General features: G+C 74.7%; 16 protein-coding genes. 14 read left to right on the forward strand and 2 right to left on the reverse strand.

Translation table 11 applies throughout. The features are described from left to right. The first annotated feature begins 1 nt into the window (after nucleotide 1). The 5 genes from leuD (at nucleotide 2) to O3T09_RS01195 (ending at nucleotide 5,033) form a co-directional block, all read left to right on the forward strand. The gene (gene leuD, locus O3T09_RS01175; protein ID WP_010078962.1) at nucleotides 2-607 is read left to right on the forward strand and encodes a 3-isopropylmalate dehydratase small subunit; all 606 of its coding nucleotides are present in this window, start codon (nucleotides 2-4) and stop codon (nucleotides 605-607) included. Nucleotides 608-779: 172 nt separating this feature from the next. Further along, nucleotides 780-2,108 carry a UDP-N-acetylglucosamine 1-carboxyvinyltransferase gene (gene murA, locus O3T09_RS01180; protein WP_002856412.1) on the forward strand — a complete coding sequence of 443 codons (1,329 nt, stop codon included), beginning with the start codon at nucleotides 780-782 and terminating at the stop codon, nucleotides 2,106-2,108. 98 nt (nucleotides 2,109-2,206) lie between these two features. Then, nucleotides 2,207-2,863: a lysophospholipid acyltransferase family protein gene (locus tag O3T09_RS01185; protein WP_070709134.1), complete on the forward strand. Its 657-nt coding sequence runs from the start codon at nucleotides 2,207-2,209 to the stop codon at nucleotides 2,861-2,863. Further along, nucleotides 2,860-3,897, forward strand: coding sequence for an NAD(P)H-dependent glycerol-3-phosphate dehydrogenase (locus O3T09_RS01190; RefSeq protein WP_036382068.1), 1,038 nt, complete (start codon nucleotides 2,860-2,862; stop codon nucleotides 3,895-3,897). The genes O3T09_RS01185 and O3T09_RS01190 overlap by 4 nt, the downstream gene beginning before the upstream one ends. Next, nucleotides 3,894-5,033 carry a D-alanine--D-alanine ligase family protein gene (locus O3T09_RS01195; protein WP_269295279.1) on the forward strand — a complete coding sequence of 380 codons (1,140 nt, stop codon included), beginning with the start codon at nucleotides 3,894-3,896 and terminating at the stop codon, nucleotides 5,031-5,033. The genes O3T09_RS01190 and O3T09_RS01195 overlap by 4 nt, the downstream gene beginning before the upstream one ends. A gap of 17 nt (nucleotides 5,034-5,050) precedes the next feature. Here O3T09_RS01195 and O3T09_RS01200 read toward each other — a convergent pair whose 3' ends face one another. Further along, nucleotides 5,051-5,530 (reverse strand): DUF3515 family protein, encoded by a 480-nt coding sequence (locus tag O3T09_RS01200; protein ID WP_036312910.1) that lies wholly within the window; start codon nucleotides 5,528-5,530, stop codon nucleotides 5,051-5,053. An 89-nt stretch (nucleotides 5,531-5,619) separates the two neighbouring features. Between O3T09_RS01200 and O3T09_RS01205 the strand changes: the two genes are divergently transcribed. Genes O3T09_RS01205 through rsmD form a run of 4 tightly spaced genes read left to right on the forward strand, consistent with a single transcriptional unit; the run spans nucleotide 5,620 to nucleotide 10,527 of the window. After that, a complete protein-coding gene (locus O3T09_RS01205) occupies nucleotides 5,620-6,744 on the forward strand; it encodes an LCP family protein (protein ID WP_095347298.1) in 1,125 nt (374 codons plus the stop codon). Continuing rightward, nucleotides 6,741-7,778, forward strand: coding sequence for a DAK2 domain-containing protein (locus tag O3T09_RS01210; RefSeq protein ID WP_206481326.1), 1,038 nt, complete (start codon nucleotides 6,741-6,743; stop codon nucleotides 7,776-7,778). Before O3T09_RS01205 ends, O3T09_RS01210 begins: the two co-directional genes overlap by 4 nt. Next, nucleotides 7,768-9,960, forward strand: a complete 2,193-nt coding sequence (locus tag O3T09_RS01215) for an ATP-dependent DNA helicase RecG (protein ID WP_036312904.1) — start codon at nucleotides 7,768-7,770, stop codon at nucleotides 9,958-9,960. Before O3T09_RS01210 ends, O3T09_RS01215 begins: the two co-directional genes overlap by 11 nt. 3 nt (nucleotides 9,961-9,963) lie before the next feature. Then, entirely contained in the window at nucleotides 9,964-10,527 is a 564-nt protein-coding gene (rsmD, locus tag O3T09_RS01220; RefSeq protein ID WP_002856399.1) for a 16S rRNA (guanine(966)-N(2))-methyltransferase RsmD, read from the forward strand. A gap of 237 nt (nucleotides 10,528-10,764) precedes the next feature. On the opposite strand, the gene O3T09_RS01225 is transcribed toward rsmD, so the two are convergent. After that, on the reverse strand, nucleotides 10,765-12,018 hold the full coding sequence (locus O3T09_RS01225) for an aminotransferase class I/II-fold pyridoxal phosphate-dependent enzyme (RefSeq protein ID WP_102708330.1): 1,254 nt from the start codon (nucleotides 12,016-12,018) through the stop codon (nucleotides 10,765-10,767). 132 nt (nucleotides 12,019-12,150) lie between these two features. Here O3T09_RS01225 and coaD point away from each other — a divergent pair, with 132 nt between their 5' ends. The 5 genes from coaD (at nucleotide 12,151) to rnc (ending at nucleotide 15,296) form a co-directional block, all read left to right on the forward strand. Beyond that, on the forward strand, nucleotides 12,151-12,624 hold the full coding sequence (gene coaD, locus O3T09_RS01230; protein ID WP_060974363.1) for a pantetheine-phosphate adenylyltransferase: 474 nt from the start codon (nucleotides 12,151-12,153) through the stop codon (nucleotides 12,622-12,624). Nucleotides 12,625-12,692: 68 nt separating this feature from the next. Continuing rightward, on the forward strand, nucleotides 12,693-13,607 hold the full coding sequence (galU, locus tag O3T09_RS01235) for a UTP--glucose-1-phosphate uridylyltransferase GalU (RefSeq protein ID WP_122054215.1): 915 nt from the start codon (nucleotides 12,693-12,695) through the stop codon (nucleotides 13,605-13,607). 174 nt (nucleotides 13,608-13,781) lie between these two features. After that, entirely contained in the window at nucleotides 13,782-14,354 is a 573-nt protein-coding gene (locus tag O3T09_RS01240) for a YceD family protein (protein WP_002856392.1), read from the forward strand. Between the two features lie 2 nt (nucleotides 14,355-14,356). Next, nucleotides 14,357-14,560 (forward strand): 50S ribosomal protein L32, encoded by a 204-nt coding sequence (rpmF, locus tag O3T09_RS01245; protein WP_002856390.1) that lies wholly within the window; start codon nucleotides 14,357-14,359, stop codon nucleotides 14,558-14,560. 73 nt (nucleotides 14,561-14,633) lie between these two features. Further along, a complete protein-coding gene (gene rnc / locus O3T09_RS01250) occupies nucleotides 14,634-15,296 on the forward strand; it encodes a ribonuclease III (protein WP_020621711.1) in 663 nt (220 codons plus the stop codon). The last annotated feature ends 3 nt before the right edge of the window (nucleotides 15,297-15,299 follow it).

Genomic DNA, 15,299 nt, shown 5'->3' on the forward strand with positions numbered 1-15,299 from the left:
CATGGAGAAGTTCACCACCCACACCGGCGTCGGCGTGCCGCTGCGCGCCTCGAACGTGGACACGGACCAGATCATCCCGGCCGTGTACCTCAAGCGGATCTCCCGCACGGGCTTCGAGGACGCCCTGTTCGCCGGCTGGCGCCAGGACCCCGACTTCATCCTGAACACCGAGCCGTTCAGCGGGGGCACCGTGCTCGTGGCGGGCTCGGACTTCGGCACCGGCTCCTCGCGCGAACACGCCGTGTGGGCGCTCAAGGACTACGGCTTCCGCGCCGTGATCTCCCCGCGCTTCGCGGACATCTTCCGCGGCAACTCCGCCAAGCAGGGGCTCGTCGCGGCCCAGGTGGAGCAGGAGGACGTCGAGCGCATCTGGAAGGAGCTGGAGAACCGTCCCGGGACCACGGTCACCGTGGACCTCGTCACACGCACCGTTGAGTGCGGGGATGTGACCGCCCCCTTCCAGATCGACGACGACACCCGTCGCCGGCTGCTCGAGGGCCTGGACGACATCGCCGTCACCCTGGGGCACCAGGCCGAGATCGATGCCTATGAGGCGGACCGCCCCGCGTACAAGCCCACCACCCTGCCGGCCCGCACGGCCGGCTGACCGGCCGCCGCCGGGAGCGCACCATTGCCGCGCGTGCCCGGCGACGCCCTATGCTGGGAGGCGATTCCGGGACCGCCCGCCGCACACGGCGGGCGGTCCCGTTCAGAGACCTCCCCGCTCCGGCGGAGTGGCCGAGACCGTGGCCCTGCGGCCGCACTGAGGAAGGACGCGCATGGCGAAGCTCTTGACCATCCATGGCGGCAAGCCGCTGACCGGTGAGGTGACCGTGCGCGGCGCCAAGAACCTGGTGCCCAAGGCCATGGTGGCCGCCCTGCTCGGCAACTCGCCGTCCGTGCTCCGGAACATCCCCGAGATCAAGGACGTGGACGTCGTCAGCTCCCTCCTCGAGATCCACGGCGTGTCCGTGGAGTGGGACAAGGAGACCGGGCGGATCACGATGGACCCGGCCGGGGTGAAGTCGGCCCTGACCGCCGAGATCGACGCCCACGCCGGCGACTCGCGCATCCCGATCCTCTTCTGCGGCCCGCTCATGCACGCGATCGGCGAGGCCTTCATCCCCGACCTCGGCGGCTGCAAGATCGGCGACCGCCCGATCGACTACCACCTGGCCGTGCTGCGCAACTTCGGCGCCGTCGTGGACAAGCGCCCGGGCGGCATCTCCATCTCCGCCCCCAAGGGCCTGCACGGCGCCAAGCTCGAGCTGCCGTACCCCTCCGTCGGAGCCACCGAGCAGGTGCTGCTGACCGCCGTGAAGGCCGAGGGCATCACCGAGCTCAAGGGCGCCGCCGTCGAGCCGGAGATCCACGACCTCATCGCCGTCCTGCAGAAGATGGGCGCGATCATCACCGTGCAGACGGACCGCACCATCCGCATCGAGGGCGTGAGCGAGATGCGCGGCTACAACCACATCGCGCTGCCCGACCGCAACGAGTCCGCCTCGTGGGCCTCCGCCGCCCTGGCCACCCGGGGGGACATCTACGTCCGCGGCGCCGAGCAGCGCGACCTGACGGCGTTCCTGAACACCTACCGCAAGATCGGCGGCGAGTTCGACGTCGTCGACGACGGCATCCGGTTCTGGCACGCCGGCGGCGATCTCAACCCGCTCGTGCTCGAGACGGACGTGCACCCCGGCTTCATGACCGACTGGCAGCAGCCCCTCGTGGTGGCGCTGACCCAGGCCAAGGGGGTCTCCATCGTGCACGAGACCGTGTACGAGAACCGCTTCGGCTTCACCGACGCCCTCGTGCGGATGGGCGCCTCCATCCAGCTGCACCGCGAGTGCCTCGGCTCCGTGCCGTGCCGCTTCGGCCAGCGCAACTTCCTGCACTCGGCCGTGATCTCCGGCCCGACGCCGCTGCACGGCGTCGAGTTCGACATCCCGGACCTGCGCGGCGGCTTCTCCCACCTGATCGCCGCCCTCACCGCCGAGGGCACCTCCACGGCGACGGGCTTGGAGATCATCAACCGCGGCTACGAGCACTTCATGGCGAAGCTCGAGGGCCTCGGCGCCGACGTCGAGCTGACCGAACGCGACCGGTGAGCGGCGTGGACGCGCAGAGCCCTGCCGCTGCGGGGGGTCGTCCGACGCGTGCCGCGCGGGCCCCCTACGTGATCCCGGGGGCGATCGTGCGACCGGCGATGCGGGCCCTCGTCCGCCAGGTGTGGGAGGGGACCGAGCACCTGCCCGAGACCGGCGCGATCCTCGCCGTCAACCACATCTCGGAGGTGGACCCGCTCTCCGTGGCCCACATGGCCTACAACCAGGGCCTGCTGCCGACCTTCCTCGCCAAGGCCGAGCTCTGGAAGGTGCCCGTGCTCAAGCAGGTCCTCGAGGCCACCCGCATGATCCCGGTCGAGCGCACCCGCGACGGCGGCCGCTCGCTCGCCGCCGCCCGCGAGGCCGTCGCCACGGGCCGGGCGATCATCGTCTACCCGGAGGGCACCGTCACCCGCGATCCCGACGGCTGGCCGATGGCCGGGCGCAACGGGGCCGTGCGCCTCGCCCTGCAGACCGGCGCCCCGCTCATCCCCGTCGGTCAGTGGGGCATCCAGGAGTTGCTGCCGTACGGCGGCCGCTCCCTCCGCGTCCTCCCGCGCAAGACCGCCCGGATCCGGGTCGGCGCGCCCGTCGACCTCGCGGACCTGCGGGACCGCCCCGTGACGGCGGGGACCCTGCGCGAGGGCACCGGCCGCATGATGGCCGCGATCACCGACCTGGTCGCCGAGCTGCGCGGAGAACCGGCCCCGGAGGGCCGCTGGGATCCCGCGACCGGAGCGCGGGTGATCGGGGCATGAGCGATCCGCGCACCGTCGCCGTCCTCGGGGCCGGCAGCTGGGGGTCGGCCTTCGCCCGCGTCCTGGGCCTGAGCACCAGCCCCGAGTCCGCCCGCGCGTCCGAGATCGTGATGTGGTCCCGGCGGGCCGAGGTCGCCGAGGCCATCACCGAGCGACACGAGAACCCCGAGTACCTGCCCGGCATCACCCTGCCCACCTGCGTGCGCGCCGTCACCGACGCCGCCGAGGCGGTCCGGGGCGCCGGCGTCGTGGTGGTGGCCGTGCCCGCGCAGCACGTGCGCGAGACGCTGCGCACCGTGCGCGCCGACCTGGCCCCGGACGCCGTCGTGGTCTCCCTCGTCAAGGGCCTCGAGCGCGGCACCGACGCGCGGATGTCGCAGGTCTGCGCGGAGGAGCTGGGCCTCAGCCCGGACCGGTTCGCGGTGGTCTCCGGACCCAACCTCGCCCTCGAGATCGCGCGCGGCGAGCCCACCGCCACGGTGGTCGCCTCGGCCTCGCGCGCGACGGCGGAGCGCATCGCCGCCCTCACAGCCGGCCGGACCTTCCGGCCCTACACGAACACGGACGTCGTGGGCGTGGAGATCGGCGGCGTGGTGAAGAACGTCATCGCGCTCGCCGTGGGCATCTGCGACGGGCAGGGGCTGGGGGACAACTCCAAGGCCTCCGTCATCACCCGGGGCCTGGCCGAGACCACCCGGCTGGCCGTCGCGCTCGGCGGCGACCCGGCCACCATGGCCGGGCTCGCCGGCCTGGGCGACCTCGTGGCCACGTGCGCCTCGCCCCTCTCCCGCAACCGCACGGCCGGCCGCCACATCGGCACCGGCCTCAGCGCGGAGGAGGCGGTGGCCGCCATGAGCCAGACGGCCGAGGGCATCAAGTCCGTCTCCGCCATCGTGCACGCCGCCCGCGCCCACGGTGTGGAGATGCCCATCAGCGAGCTGATGGACCGGGTGGTCGCCGGGGACGTGGCCGTGGACCGCCTCGCCGAGCTGCTGCTCGCCCGTGACCTGAAGTCGGAAGGACGCACCGCATGACCGCCATCCCCGCCCCGGAGGCCGCTGCCGGCGCGCGTCCCCGCGTGCTCCTGCTCTTCGGCGGGCGCTCGAGCGAGCACCCCATCAGCTGCGTGACCGCGGCGGGCGTGCTGCACGCGGCCGACCGTCAGCGCTGGGACGTCGTGCCGGTGGGTGTGGCCCGCTCCGGCCTGTGGTCGCACGACGAGCTGGACGTGGCCTCGTTCCGCCTGGGCGGCGACGCCCTGCCGGAGGTGCCGGAGCCCGAGGCCCCGGTGAGCCTGCGCGCCCTGCCGGACGGCACCGTCGAGCTGACCGCGGCCGACGGCTCCTCGCTGGGCCCGGTGGACGTCGTGTTCCCGCTGCTGCACGGCCCCTGGGGCGAGGACGGCACTCTCCAGGGCATGTTCGAGTCGCTGGGTCTGCCCTACGTGGGCTGCGGCGTGCTCGCCTCCGCGGTCGGCATGGACAAGCACTTCATGAAGGTCGCCTTCCAGGCCGCCGGCCTCGAGGTCGGCCCGTGGGAGACCATCACCGCCCGCGACTGGGCGCGCGATCCGGAGGCGGCCCTCGCCCGCGCCGGGGCGCTCGCCTACCCGCTGTTCGTCAAGCCCGCCCGCGCCGGCTCGTCCTTCGGCATCACCCGCGTCACCGAGCCCGCGGGTCTGCGCGCCGCCGTCGAGGAGGCCCGTCGCTTCGACCCCAAGGTCGTGGTGGAGGCGGGCATCGTCGGCCGCGAGATCGAGTGCGCCGTCCTCGACGGGCACGGCTCCGCCGCCCCGCGCGCCTCGCTGCCGGGGGAGATCGTCGTGGCCCACGACGAGGGTGAGACGCAGTTCTACGACTTCGAGTCGAAGTACCAGGACACCGGCACCACCCAGCTGTCCTGCCCGGCCGAGCTGCCGGAGGAGGAGATCGAGCGGCTGCGCGCCCTGGCGATCCGCGCCTTCGAGGCCGTGGACGGATCCGGCCTGGGTCGCTGCGACTTCTTCTTCACCCCGGATGGGCGCTGGGTGGTCAACGAGATCAACACCATGCCGGGCTTCACGCCCATCAGCATGTACCCGGCCATGTGGGAGCGGACGGGCCTGTCCTACGACGATCTGATCTCGGAGCTGCTGGACCTCGCCCTCGAGCGGGGCGTCGGCCTGCACTGACGCGGCCCGCGCCGGTCTCAGCCGACGGGTGTGGCGTCCTGCACGCTGACGCAGCCGCCGCTGGACTCGATCTGCGCGACCGCCGAGGACAGGCCCACCATCACGGTGTCCGAGCTGGCCTGGTCCTTGCCGAACAGCACCTCCACGGCCGGGTCACGGCCGTAGGTGGTGATCCGCCAGTTCTCGTCCTCGTCCCGGATGACCCAGTCGATCCCGTCCACGGAGATGCAGCGGTCCGTGGTGGGGCCGGGGACCTCGGCGCCGCAGCGCAGGACGACGGCGGCCGGGTCACCCCACACGGCCGTCGCCTGGCTGTCGGTGGGGCGCAGGTCGAGGTCGCCCAGGGCGTCGGGCATGGCCACCATGGCCGGGGCACACGCCGGGTCAGCGGCGTGGGGCGCGGCCTCCACCGTGGCCACCCGTCCGGTGCAGGCCGTGGCGCCGAGGGCGATCGCGGTCAGGAGGGGCACGAGACGACGCAGACGGCGGGATTCCATCCGCCCAGGATACGTGCGGCGCCGGGACCCGCGGGGGCCCGTGCCCTAGCATGGGCGGGACCGTTCCCGTCCCCGCCTCAGGAGCCCACGTGAGCAGCACCGCGGACCCCCGCCCCCGCCCCCCGCAGGAGGACGTCGCCGTCGGGCGGCGCCGTCGTCGTCGCCGCCCGTGGCTGATCGCCCTGGCGGTGGTGCTCGTGGCGCTGCTGGCCGTGGGCATCGCGGCGGCGGTGTACGTCGGCGGGATCGCCCGGATCATCGACCAGGACACCCAGCGCTTCGACGGCGGCGCGTTCCCCGCCGAGTCGGGCCGCCCGGGCGCCGCGGGGGCGTCCGCCCAGCAGCCCACCGCGCCGCCGCCCGGCATGGACGCGGACCAGGCCGCCGAAGGCGCCCAGGGCCCCGTCGCCCCGGACGCGGACGAGAAGGCGGACGAGCAGGCCCTCGACGTGCTGCTCGTCGGCGAGGACGCGGGCGCGGAGGGCCGTGACTCCGCCGGCCGGTCGGACACCCTCATGTGGGTCCACGTGCCCGGGGACCGCAGCGAGATCCAGGTCATGTCCATCATGCGCGACATGTGGGTGCCGATCCCGGGACACGGGGACCACAAGGTCAACGCCGCCTACCAGTACGGCGGCATCCCGCTGACGGTGGCCACCGCGGAGAACATGTTCCAGGCACGCGTGGACCACGTGATCGCCGTGGACCTCGCCGGCTTCAAGGGCCTCGTGGACGCCCTGGGCGGCGTCAGCGTGGACAACCCCAGCGCCTTCGTCTCGACCGGCGGCATCGACTTCCCCGCGGGCACCGTGCAGATGGACGGGGACAAGGCCCTGGCCTACGCGCGGGAGCGGTACAACCTGCCGCGCAGCGACTTCGACCGTGTGGAGAACCAGCAGCGCCTGGTCAAGGCCATCGTGGCCGCGTTCCTCTCCCGGGACACCCTCTCTGACCCGAGCCGCGTGCAGGCCGCCGTCGAGGAGTTCGCCCCCTTCCTGACCCTCGACGACGAGCTCGACTCGAGCACCCTCGCGAACCTGGCGTGGTCCCTGCGCGATGCGCGCGACGCCCCGATCGTGACCAGCACGGTGCCGTCCGTGGGCGTGGGCTACACGGACACCGGAGAGGACGTCGTGTGGCCGGACTGGGCGGCGATCGCCCGCCTCGGCGAGGGCATCCGCACCGGCACCCTGGGGGAGGCCGTCGCGCAGTGAGCACGCCGTCCCGGCCGTCACTGGTACGGCACTGGCTCGCGCTCGCGGAGGAGCTCGTGGGCCGGGCCGCGCCGCGACTCGACGCCCTGAACCTCTTCCCGGTCCCGGACGCGGACACGGGCACGAACATGCTCGCCACGCTGACGGCGGCCCGCACCGCGGCCGACGCCTGCCCCGCACAGGACGACGCCGGCGCCGTGCTCGCGCACGCGGGCGCGGCCGCGCTGGACTCGGCCCGGGGCAACTCGGGCATGCTGCTCGCGGTCAGTCTGGCGGGGATGGCCGAGCCCCTGCGCGGCCGGGAGCGCGTCGACGCGTTCGCCCTGGCGGCGGCGTTCGGAGCCGCCGACCGGGCCGCCCGGCAGGCCCTGTCGGATCCGCGCGAGGGGACGATCCTCACGGTGCTCTCCGCGGCCGCCCGCAGCCTCGCGCGCTCGTCCACCCAGGCTCCCGACACGCCCGCGGTGGCCGGCGACGCGGACCCGGCCGTGCGCCTCGGCCCGGCCGTGACCCTCATGCTGGCCGACTGCGTGCAGGCCGTGGAGGAGACCGAGTCGTTGCTCGCCCCGCTGACCCGGGCGCACGTCGTGGACGCCGGCGCCGTCGGGCTGCTCTGGGTGTTCGAGGCGCTGCGCGCCGTCGTCACGGGCACGCCCGTGGACGAGGAGCTGGCCACCGCCCTCCCCGGCTACGTCGAGGGCGCCCACGCCGCGGAGGCCGAGCCCGCCGCCGCGGCGGAGGCGTCGGCCGAGGGGGCCGTCGAGGTGATGGGCACCCTGGCCCTCACCCCGCTCGCCGCGGCCGAGCTGCGCCGACGGCTGACGGAGGTGGGGGACGCCGTGATCCTGGCCCCCGTCGGGACCGCCCGTGACGCGCACGGCCGGGTGCCGTGGCGGGTCCACGTGCACGTGCCCCGCGCCGAGGACGCGATCGGCCCCCTGCGGGCCGCCGGCGACGTCGAGGGCCTGGCCGTCACCGACCTGGCCGAGCCGTCGCAGGCAGACGCCGCACCGGACGGGTGCCATGGCCGCTGAGGCCCCCGTCACCGACCTGCCCCTGTCCGAGGTGCTGGGCGGGAAGCTGCCCGCCCGCCTCGAGAAGGAGCTCGGGCTGACCACGGTCGGGGACCTGCTGGACCACGTGCCGCGCCGCTGGATCGAGCGCGGCGAGCTCACTCCCATCGCCGCGTTGCCCTACGACGCCGAGGTGACCGTCGTCGCCGTCGTGGAGTCGGTGACCACACGGCGCATGCACAGCCGGCCCGGGTTCATCGTGGACGTCACCGTCGCGGACCCGTCCGTGGCCGGCGTGCCGGGGGCGAGCCTGTCCATGGCCTTCTTCAACGGCCACGACGCCCGCCGCCGCCTCGCCCCCGGGATGACCGCCATGTTCCAGGGCCGCACCACCGAGTACCGCGGCCGGATCACGCTGAACAACCCGGACTTCGCCCTTCTGGACGACGACGTCGCCCCGGGGGAGGTGGACGTGCGACCGGTCCCGCTCTACCGGGCCACGGGGAAGCTGCCGTCGTGGACGGTCCGCTCCGCCGTCGCCCGGGTGCTCGAGACGGTCGACCTGGGACGGATCCCCGAGCTGCTCACCGAGCGGATCCGCGCGGAGGCCGCCGCGGCGCTCGACCTGGACGCGCCGCTGCCGGGCACCGCCCAGGCGTACCGGGACCTGCACGCCCCGCACGACGTCGCCGCCACCGGCCCGGCGCGGACCGCGCTCGCCCTGCGTGAGGCGCTGCTCGTCCAGGCCGCGCTCGCCTGGCGCCGGGACCGGGAGCGGGCGGTGCCCGCCGTGCCCCGCCCGCCGCGGCCCGGGGGCCTGCTCGAGGCCCTCGACGCCCGTCTGCCGTTCGCGCTGACGCCCGGCCAGGTGGCGGTGGGGGAGCAGCTGTCCGCCGAGCTGGCCCGGGACGCCCCGATGAGCCGGCTGCTGCAGGGGGACGTGGGCGCGGGCAAGACGCTCGTCGCCCTGCGGGCGATGCTGCAGGTCGTGGACGCCGGCGGCCAGGCTGCCCTGGTGGCGCCCACCGAGGTGCTCGCCGCGCAGCACCACCGCGCCCTGCTGCGCCTGATGGGCCCCCTCGCCGAGGCCGGCACCCTCGGGGCCGGCGACGGCCCGGCCACGAGGGTCGCGCTGGTCACCGGCTCGCTCAAGACCGCCGCACGCCGCGAGGCGCTGCTGGCCCTGGCCTCCGGCGAGGCCGGGATCGCCGTGGGGACGCACGCCCTGCTCTCCGAGAAGGTGGGCTTCGCCGAGCTGGCCCTGGCCGTCGTCGACGAGCAGCACCGCTTCGGCGTGGACCAGCGCGAGGCCCTGCGGCGGGCCAACCCCGGCACGCACCTGCTCGTCATGTCCGCCACGCCCATCCCGCGCTCCGTGGCGATGACGGTGTTCGGCGACCTGGACCTCTCGGTGCTCGAGGGGCTGCCGTCCGGGCGTCAGCCGGTCACCACGCACGTGGCGCGGATGGCCCACGGCCCGCGCGTGATCGGCCGGGTGTGGGAGCTGATCGCCGAGCACGTGGCGGCCGGCCACCAGGCGTTCGTGGTGTGCCCGCGCATCGACCCCGACGACGCCGACCCGGGTCACGCCAACGTGGAGGAGATGACACCCCGGCTGCGGGGTCTCCCGGCGCTGGCGGGGCTGCGGATCGACGCCGTGCACGGGCGCATGGACCAGGCCGAGCAGGACGCGGCGATGCAGGCCTTCGCGCGCGGGGAGACGGACGTGCTGGTGGCGACCACCGTCGTGGAGGTGGGCGTGGACGTGCCCAACGCGACGGTCATGGCGATCCTCGACGCCGACGACTTCGGCCTGTCCACCCTGCACCAGCTGCGCGGCCGCGTGGGCCGCGGGCCCGGGGCGGCGGTCTGCCTGCTGGCCACGCGCCTGCCGGACGGGCACCCGTCGCTGCGCCGGCTCGAGGTCCTGGCCCAGGAGCAGGACGGCATGCGCATCGCGCAGGAGGACCTCGCCCAGCGCGGCGTCGGCGACGTGCTCGGCGCCGCCCAGTCCGGGCTGGCCTCGGGGTTGCACCATGTGGACGTCATTGCCGACGCCCCGCTGATCGCCGTGGCCGCCGACGCCGTCGCGCAGGTCATGGCGGCCGGCCCGGGGCTCTCCGCCCACCCGGCGCTCGCCGCCGAGGTGGCCCGCTGGGAGGCCGAGCACCTCACCGCCGCCGACTACCTCGAGAAGGGCTGAGCCATGTCCCGCATCATCGCCGGCGCGGCCGCCGGGCGGCCCCTGACCGCCGTCCCCGGCACCGGCACGCGCCCCACCACGGACCGCACCAAGGAGGCCCTGTTCTCGTGGCTCGAGGCCCGCGACTGGCTGGACGGGACGGCCGTGCTCGACCTCTACGCCGGCTCCGGCGCCCTGGGGTGCGAGGCCGCCAGCCGCGGAGCGGCATCGGTGCTGCTGGTCGAGCGGGACCGGAAGGCCGTGACCGCGTGCCGCGCGAACGCCGCGCTGGTCAACCGGGCGCGCGGGGCCGACGTCGTGCGCGTGCGCGCCGGGAGCGTGGAGCAGGCGCTCGCGGCGGAGGCCGCGCCCGTGGACCTGATCCTGGCCGACCCGCCGTACCCGGTGGCCGGCCCCCCGCTCGAGGCCGTGGTGGAGGCGGCGGCCGAGCGGCTCGCCCCGGGCGGGCTGCTCGTGCTCGAGCGGGCGGCCCGGGACGCGGCGCCGCGCCGGCCGCGCGGCCTCGAGGAGGTCGAGGTGCGCGTCTACGGCGAGACCGCCCTGTACCTCTGGCAGGACGAGCGCTGACCCCGCCCACCCGCTTTCGTTCGGGAAACGGCGGCGTCTCGGCCCGTTTTCGTTCGGGAAACGGCGGCGTCTCGTCCCGTTCTCATTGGGGCGACGAGAGGGCGGAACGGACTGTGCTCAGCACCGAACCGCGAGCACGGCGGCCGCCGTTTCCCGAACGCAAGTGCTCCGGGGACCGCCGTTTCCCGAACGAAAATGCTCTGGGGACCGCCGTTTCGTCAACGAAAGCGTCGGGGGTCAGGGCGCGCGCAGCCGTGGGGCCGCATCGGCCAGGCGGCGCATCGCCTCGTCGATCGCATCGGGGGACTTGCAGAACGCCAGCCGCAGCCAGGACCGCAGGTGGCCCCCGTCCGGGCGGCAGAGCGCGCCCACGGGGATGCCCGTGACGCCGGCCTCACGCGTCCACCGCACCGCGGCCTCGGCCGCGTCCGTCACACCCCACGGGGCGAGGTCCACGACGACGAAGTAGCCCGCCGCCGGGACGACCGGGTCCAGGCCCGCCTCGCGCAGGCCCGCCACGAGCCGATCCCGGGCGTCGCGGTACCGCTCGCGCTGGCCGGCGAGGTGCCGCTCGGCGTCGTCGGTGGGCAGGTAGGCACCCAGCGCGCGCTGGAAGGCGGGGCCGGAGGAGTAGGTGAGGAACTGCTTGACGGCGCGCGCGGCCCCGACGAGCTCGGCCGGGCCGGTCAGCCAGCCGACCTTCCACCCGGTGACGGCGAACGCCTTGCCCGCGCTGGAGACCGTCAGGGCGATGTCCTCGGCGCCCGCGACCGAGCGCAGGCTGACGTGCTCGCCCTCGTAGACGAGGTGGTCGTAGACCTCGTCCGAGAGGATCAGCACGCCCCGGGACCGGCACAGGGCCACGAGCTCCTCGAGCAGCTCCCGCGGATAGACCGCACCCGTGGGGTTGTGCGGCGTGTTCACGATGAGCAGGCGCGTGCGGTCGGTCATCGCCGCGGCCACCCGCGCCGGGTCCGGAAGGAAGTCCGGCGCCTCCACCGGCACGCTCACGTGCCGGGCGCCGGCCAGGGCGATCGTGGCGGCGTGCGAGTCGTAGAACGGCTCGACCGTGACGACCTCGTCGCCCGGGCGCACGAACGCCAGGACCGCCGCGGCGATGCCCTCGGTGGCACCCGTGGTGATCATGACCTGCGTGGCGGGGTCCTCCGTCACGCCCCAGTGGCGCCGGCGGTGCTCCGCGACGGCCTGCCGCAGCGCGGGGTCGCCCGTGCCGGGGGCGTACTGGTTGGGGCCCGCCAGCACGGCGTCGGCCGCCAGCCGCAGCAGCGCGTCGGGGCCGTCGGCGTCGGGGAAGCCCTGGCCGAGGTTCACGGCCCCGTGCTCGACGGCGAGGCCCGTCATCGTCTCGAACACGGTGGGCACGGGGCCGACGTCACCGAGCAGGCCCGCGGCCGCCGCCGTGCGACGCCACGGCGCGTCCACGTCGACGTCGTGCCGTGCCGATCCGGGGGTGGGCTGGGTTCCGTCCATGGCCGCACTGTACCCATCGTCGCGGACCGCACACGGCGGCGCATGCCGCGTCCGTCACGACCGTGACGCGCCGGAGCCGGACCGGACGGGCGTCCGTCGCCGCTCGGCGCGGCCCCCGCTAGGCTGGCACCCATGCGTCGTGCCGTCTGCCCTGGTTCGTTCGATCCCCTCCACATGGGGCACGTCGAGGTGATCGCGCGAGCCGCGAACCTCTTCGAGGAGGTGGTGGTCGCCGTGTCCGCCAACCCGGCCAAGACGTACCGCTTCAGCGTGGACGAGCGCATCGCCATGATCGAGGCGACGGTGTCCTCCCTCGCCGGTGTCGCGGTCCGGCCCATGGGCCCGGGCCTGCTGGCCGAGTTCTGTCGGCAGATCGGCGCGGACGCGATCGTCAAGGGGCTGCGCGGCGGCGCCGACCTCGAGTTCGAGGCCCCGATGGCCGCGATGAACCGCCACCTCACCGGGGTCGAGACGGTCTACCTCCCGGCCGACGCCCGGTACACCCACGTGTCCTCCTCGCTCATCAAGGAGGTCCATGGACTCGGCGGCGACGTCGCCGAGTTCGTCCCGGCCGCGGTCCTGCGCGGCCTCGACGGCGGGGCCTGACCCCACCCGGCCCGCCCGCGGGCCACCCCTCCGCTCGTCCCACCGCATCAACCGCAGGAGAACCGCCGATGACCGTCCCGCCCCCCTCCCGCCCCCGCACCCGCAAGGCCGTCATCCCGGCCGCCGGCCTGGGCACCCGCTTCCTGCCGGCCACCAAGGCCATGCCGAAGGAGATGCTGCCGGTGGTGGACCGGCCGGCCATCGAGTACGTGGTGACGGAGGCCCGGCGTGCGGGCCTGGCGGACGTGCTGATGATCACGGGCCGGAACAAGCGGGCCCTCGAGGACCACTTCGACCGCCATCCCGCGCTGGAGGCCGCGCTGGAGCACAAGGGCGACGCCAAGCGGCTCGCGCAGATCCACGAGTCGGACCTGGTGGGGGACATCCACTACGTCCGTCAGGGCGAGGCCCTCGGGCTCGGCCACGCGGTGAACTGCGCACGCCGCCACGTCGGCGAGGAGCCGTTCGCGGTCCTGCTGGGCGATGACATCATCGGCGACGGCGAGGCGCTGCTCGAGCGCATGATCGACGTGCAGCAGCGCCTCGGCGGCTCTGTGATCGCCCTCATGGAGGTGCCGGAGGAGGCCGTCTCGGCCTACGGCGTGGCCGCGGTGGAGGCCGTGCCGGGGGAGGGCGACGACGTCGTCCGCGTCACCGACCTCGTGGAGAAGCCGGCCCGCGAGGACGCCCCCTCCACCCTCGCGATCATCGGCCGCTACGTGCTGGCCCCGCAGGTGTTCGACGTGCTGGACGAGACCCCGCCCGGCCGCGGCGGGGAGATCCAGCTCACCGACGCGCTGCAGAGGCTGGCCACGGAGGACGGTGAGGGTCGCGGCGTGCACGCCGTCGTCTTCGACGGCCGCCGCTACGACACGGGGGACAAGCTCGGCTACCTCCAGGCGGTCATCGAGTTCGGGGCGCGGCACGAGGACCTCGGGGCCGACCTGCGGGCCTGGCTCCGGGAGTTCACCGCCGGGCTCTGAGCCGGGCCGGCGACGCGCGGGCTGCCGCCGGCTTTGGCCGAGGCGGACCCACCCGGTAGGATGGGCTGTCGGTCCGTCGTGGCTGGACCCGTGTCCAGGCCGCATCGCACCCCCGCAGAGGGCGTGCGGACGGGCCGTGTACCCCCGCCGTCCCACCCGCCGAGAGGAGCGACCATGGACAGCATCCAGCACCACGGCGCCGACTCGCCGTGGGTGATCCCCGTGCGCGATCTGACGCGCGGGGCCGGAGTCCAGCGCGAGCTGACGGCCGAGTGGCCCGCCCCTGCGGGCGTCTCCACGCCGCTGCTGGGGATCCCCGAGGGGGACCCCGTCGAACTGGACCTGCGTCTGGAGTCGGTGCACGAGGGCGTCCTCGTCACCGGCACCGCGGACGCGACCCTGAAGGGCGAGTGCGGCCGTTGCCTGCGCCCGCTGCACGAGGGGATCACCGTGGACCTGCAGGAGCTGTACCTCACCGGCACGTCCGAGGACGACGCCGGCGAGCAGCCGCTCGTGGTGCGCGAGACCGTGGACCTGGAACCCGTGTTCCGGGACGCCGTGGTCATCGCCCTCCCGTTCCAGCCGCTGTGCCGGCCGGACTGCGAGGGCCTGTGCGCCGACTGCGGCATCCGCCTCGAGGACGCGCCCGAGGGGCACGCCCACGAGCGCGTGGACCCGCGCTGGGCCGCCCTGGCCCACCTCGCGGGCACCTCAGAGACCTCCATCACCGAGACAGAAGAGAGATAGTCGTGGCAGTCCCGAAGCGGAAGATGTCCCGTGCCAACACCCGTGCCCGCCGGTCGCAGTGGAAGGCCACCGCGCCCGCCCTGGTGAAGTCCGTCGAGAACGGTCGCGTCTCGTACCGCCTGCCCCACCAGGCCGAGCTGAAGACCGACGCCGCCGGCACCCCCCTGTTCTTCGAGTACAAGGGCCGCAAGGTCGCCGACGCCTGAGATGGCGTCCCCGTCGGCTCGCCGCGGGCCTGAGCCCGCGCCCGAGCCAGAAGAGCTGTTCGAGCGTCTCGGCGTGCACATCACCGCCGGGACGCTCGAACGCGCTCTGACGCACCGCTCGTTCGCCTACGAGCAGGGCGGGCTGCCCACCAACGAGCGCCTCGAGTTCCTCGGGGACTCGGTGCTGGGCTACGTGGTCACCGACCACATCTTCACGGTGTACCCGGACCTGGCCGAGGGCGACCTCGCGCGCCGCCGGGCCGCCGTCGTGTCCACGCGTGCCCTGGCGAAGGTGGCGCGCCGGATCGGCATCGGCCCGTTCGTGCGCCTGGGCACGGGGGAGCGCCGCACCGGCGGGGCGGACAAGGACTCGATCCTCGCCGACACCCTCGAGGCGCTCATCGGCGCCGTCTACGTGGACCACGGGGCCGTGGCCGCGGCCGCACTCGTGCACCGCCACGTGGTGCCGCTGCTGGACGAGCCGGACCTGCTGCGCGAGAGCACCGACTGGAAGACGGTCGTGGCCGAGGCCGCCAGCCGCCACGGTCTCGGCGCCGTCCGCTACGCGATCGAGGGGCAGGGCCCCGCGCACGACCCCCGCTACCGGGCCACCCTCGTCGTCGGCGAGCGCGAGTACGGCTCCGCCGTCGCCAGCTCCAAGAAGCAGGCCGAGCGGGACGCCGCGGCCGCCTCATGGCCCGCCCTCGAGGCGGGCCTGCCGGCCGCGGGGCGCTGAGCC

Origin of the sequence: Micrococcus sp. H39-S4 (assembly GCF_027158145.1) — a bacterium.
In the GTDB taxonomy this organism is placed as follows: domain Bacteria; phylum Actinomycetota; class Actinomycetes; order Actinomycetales; family Micrococcaceae; genus Micrococcus; species Micrococcus luteus.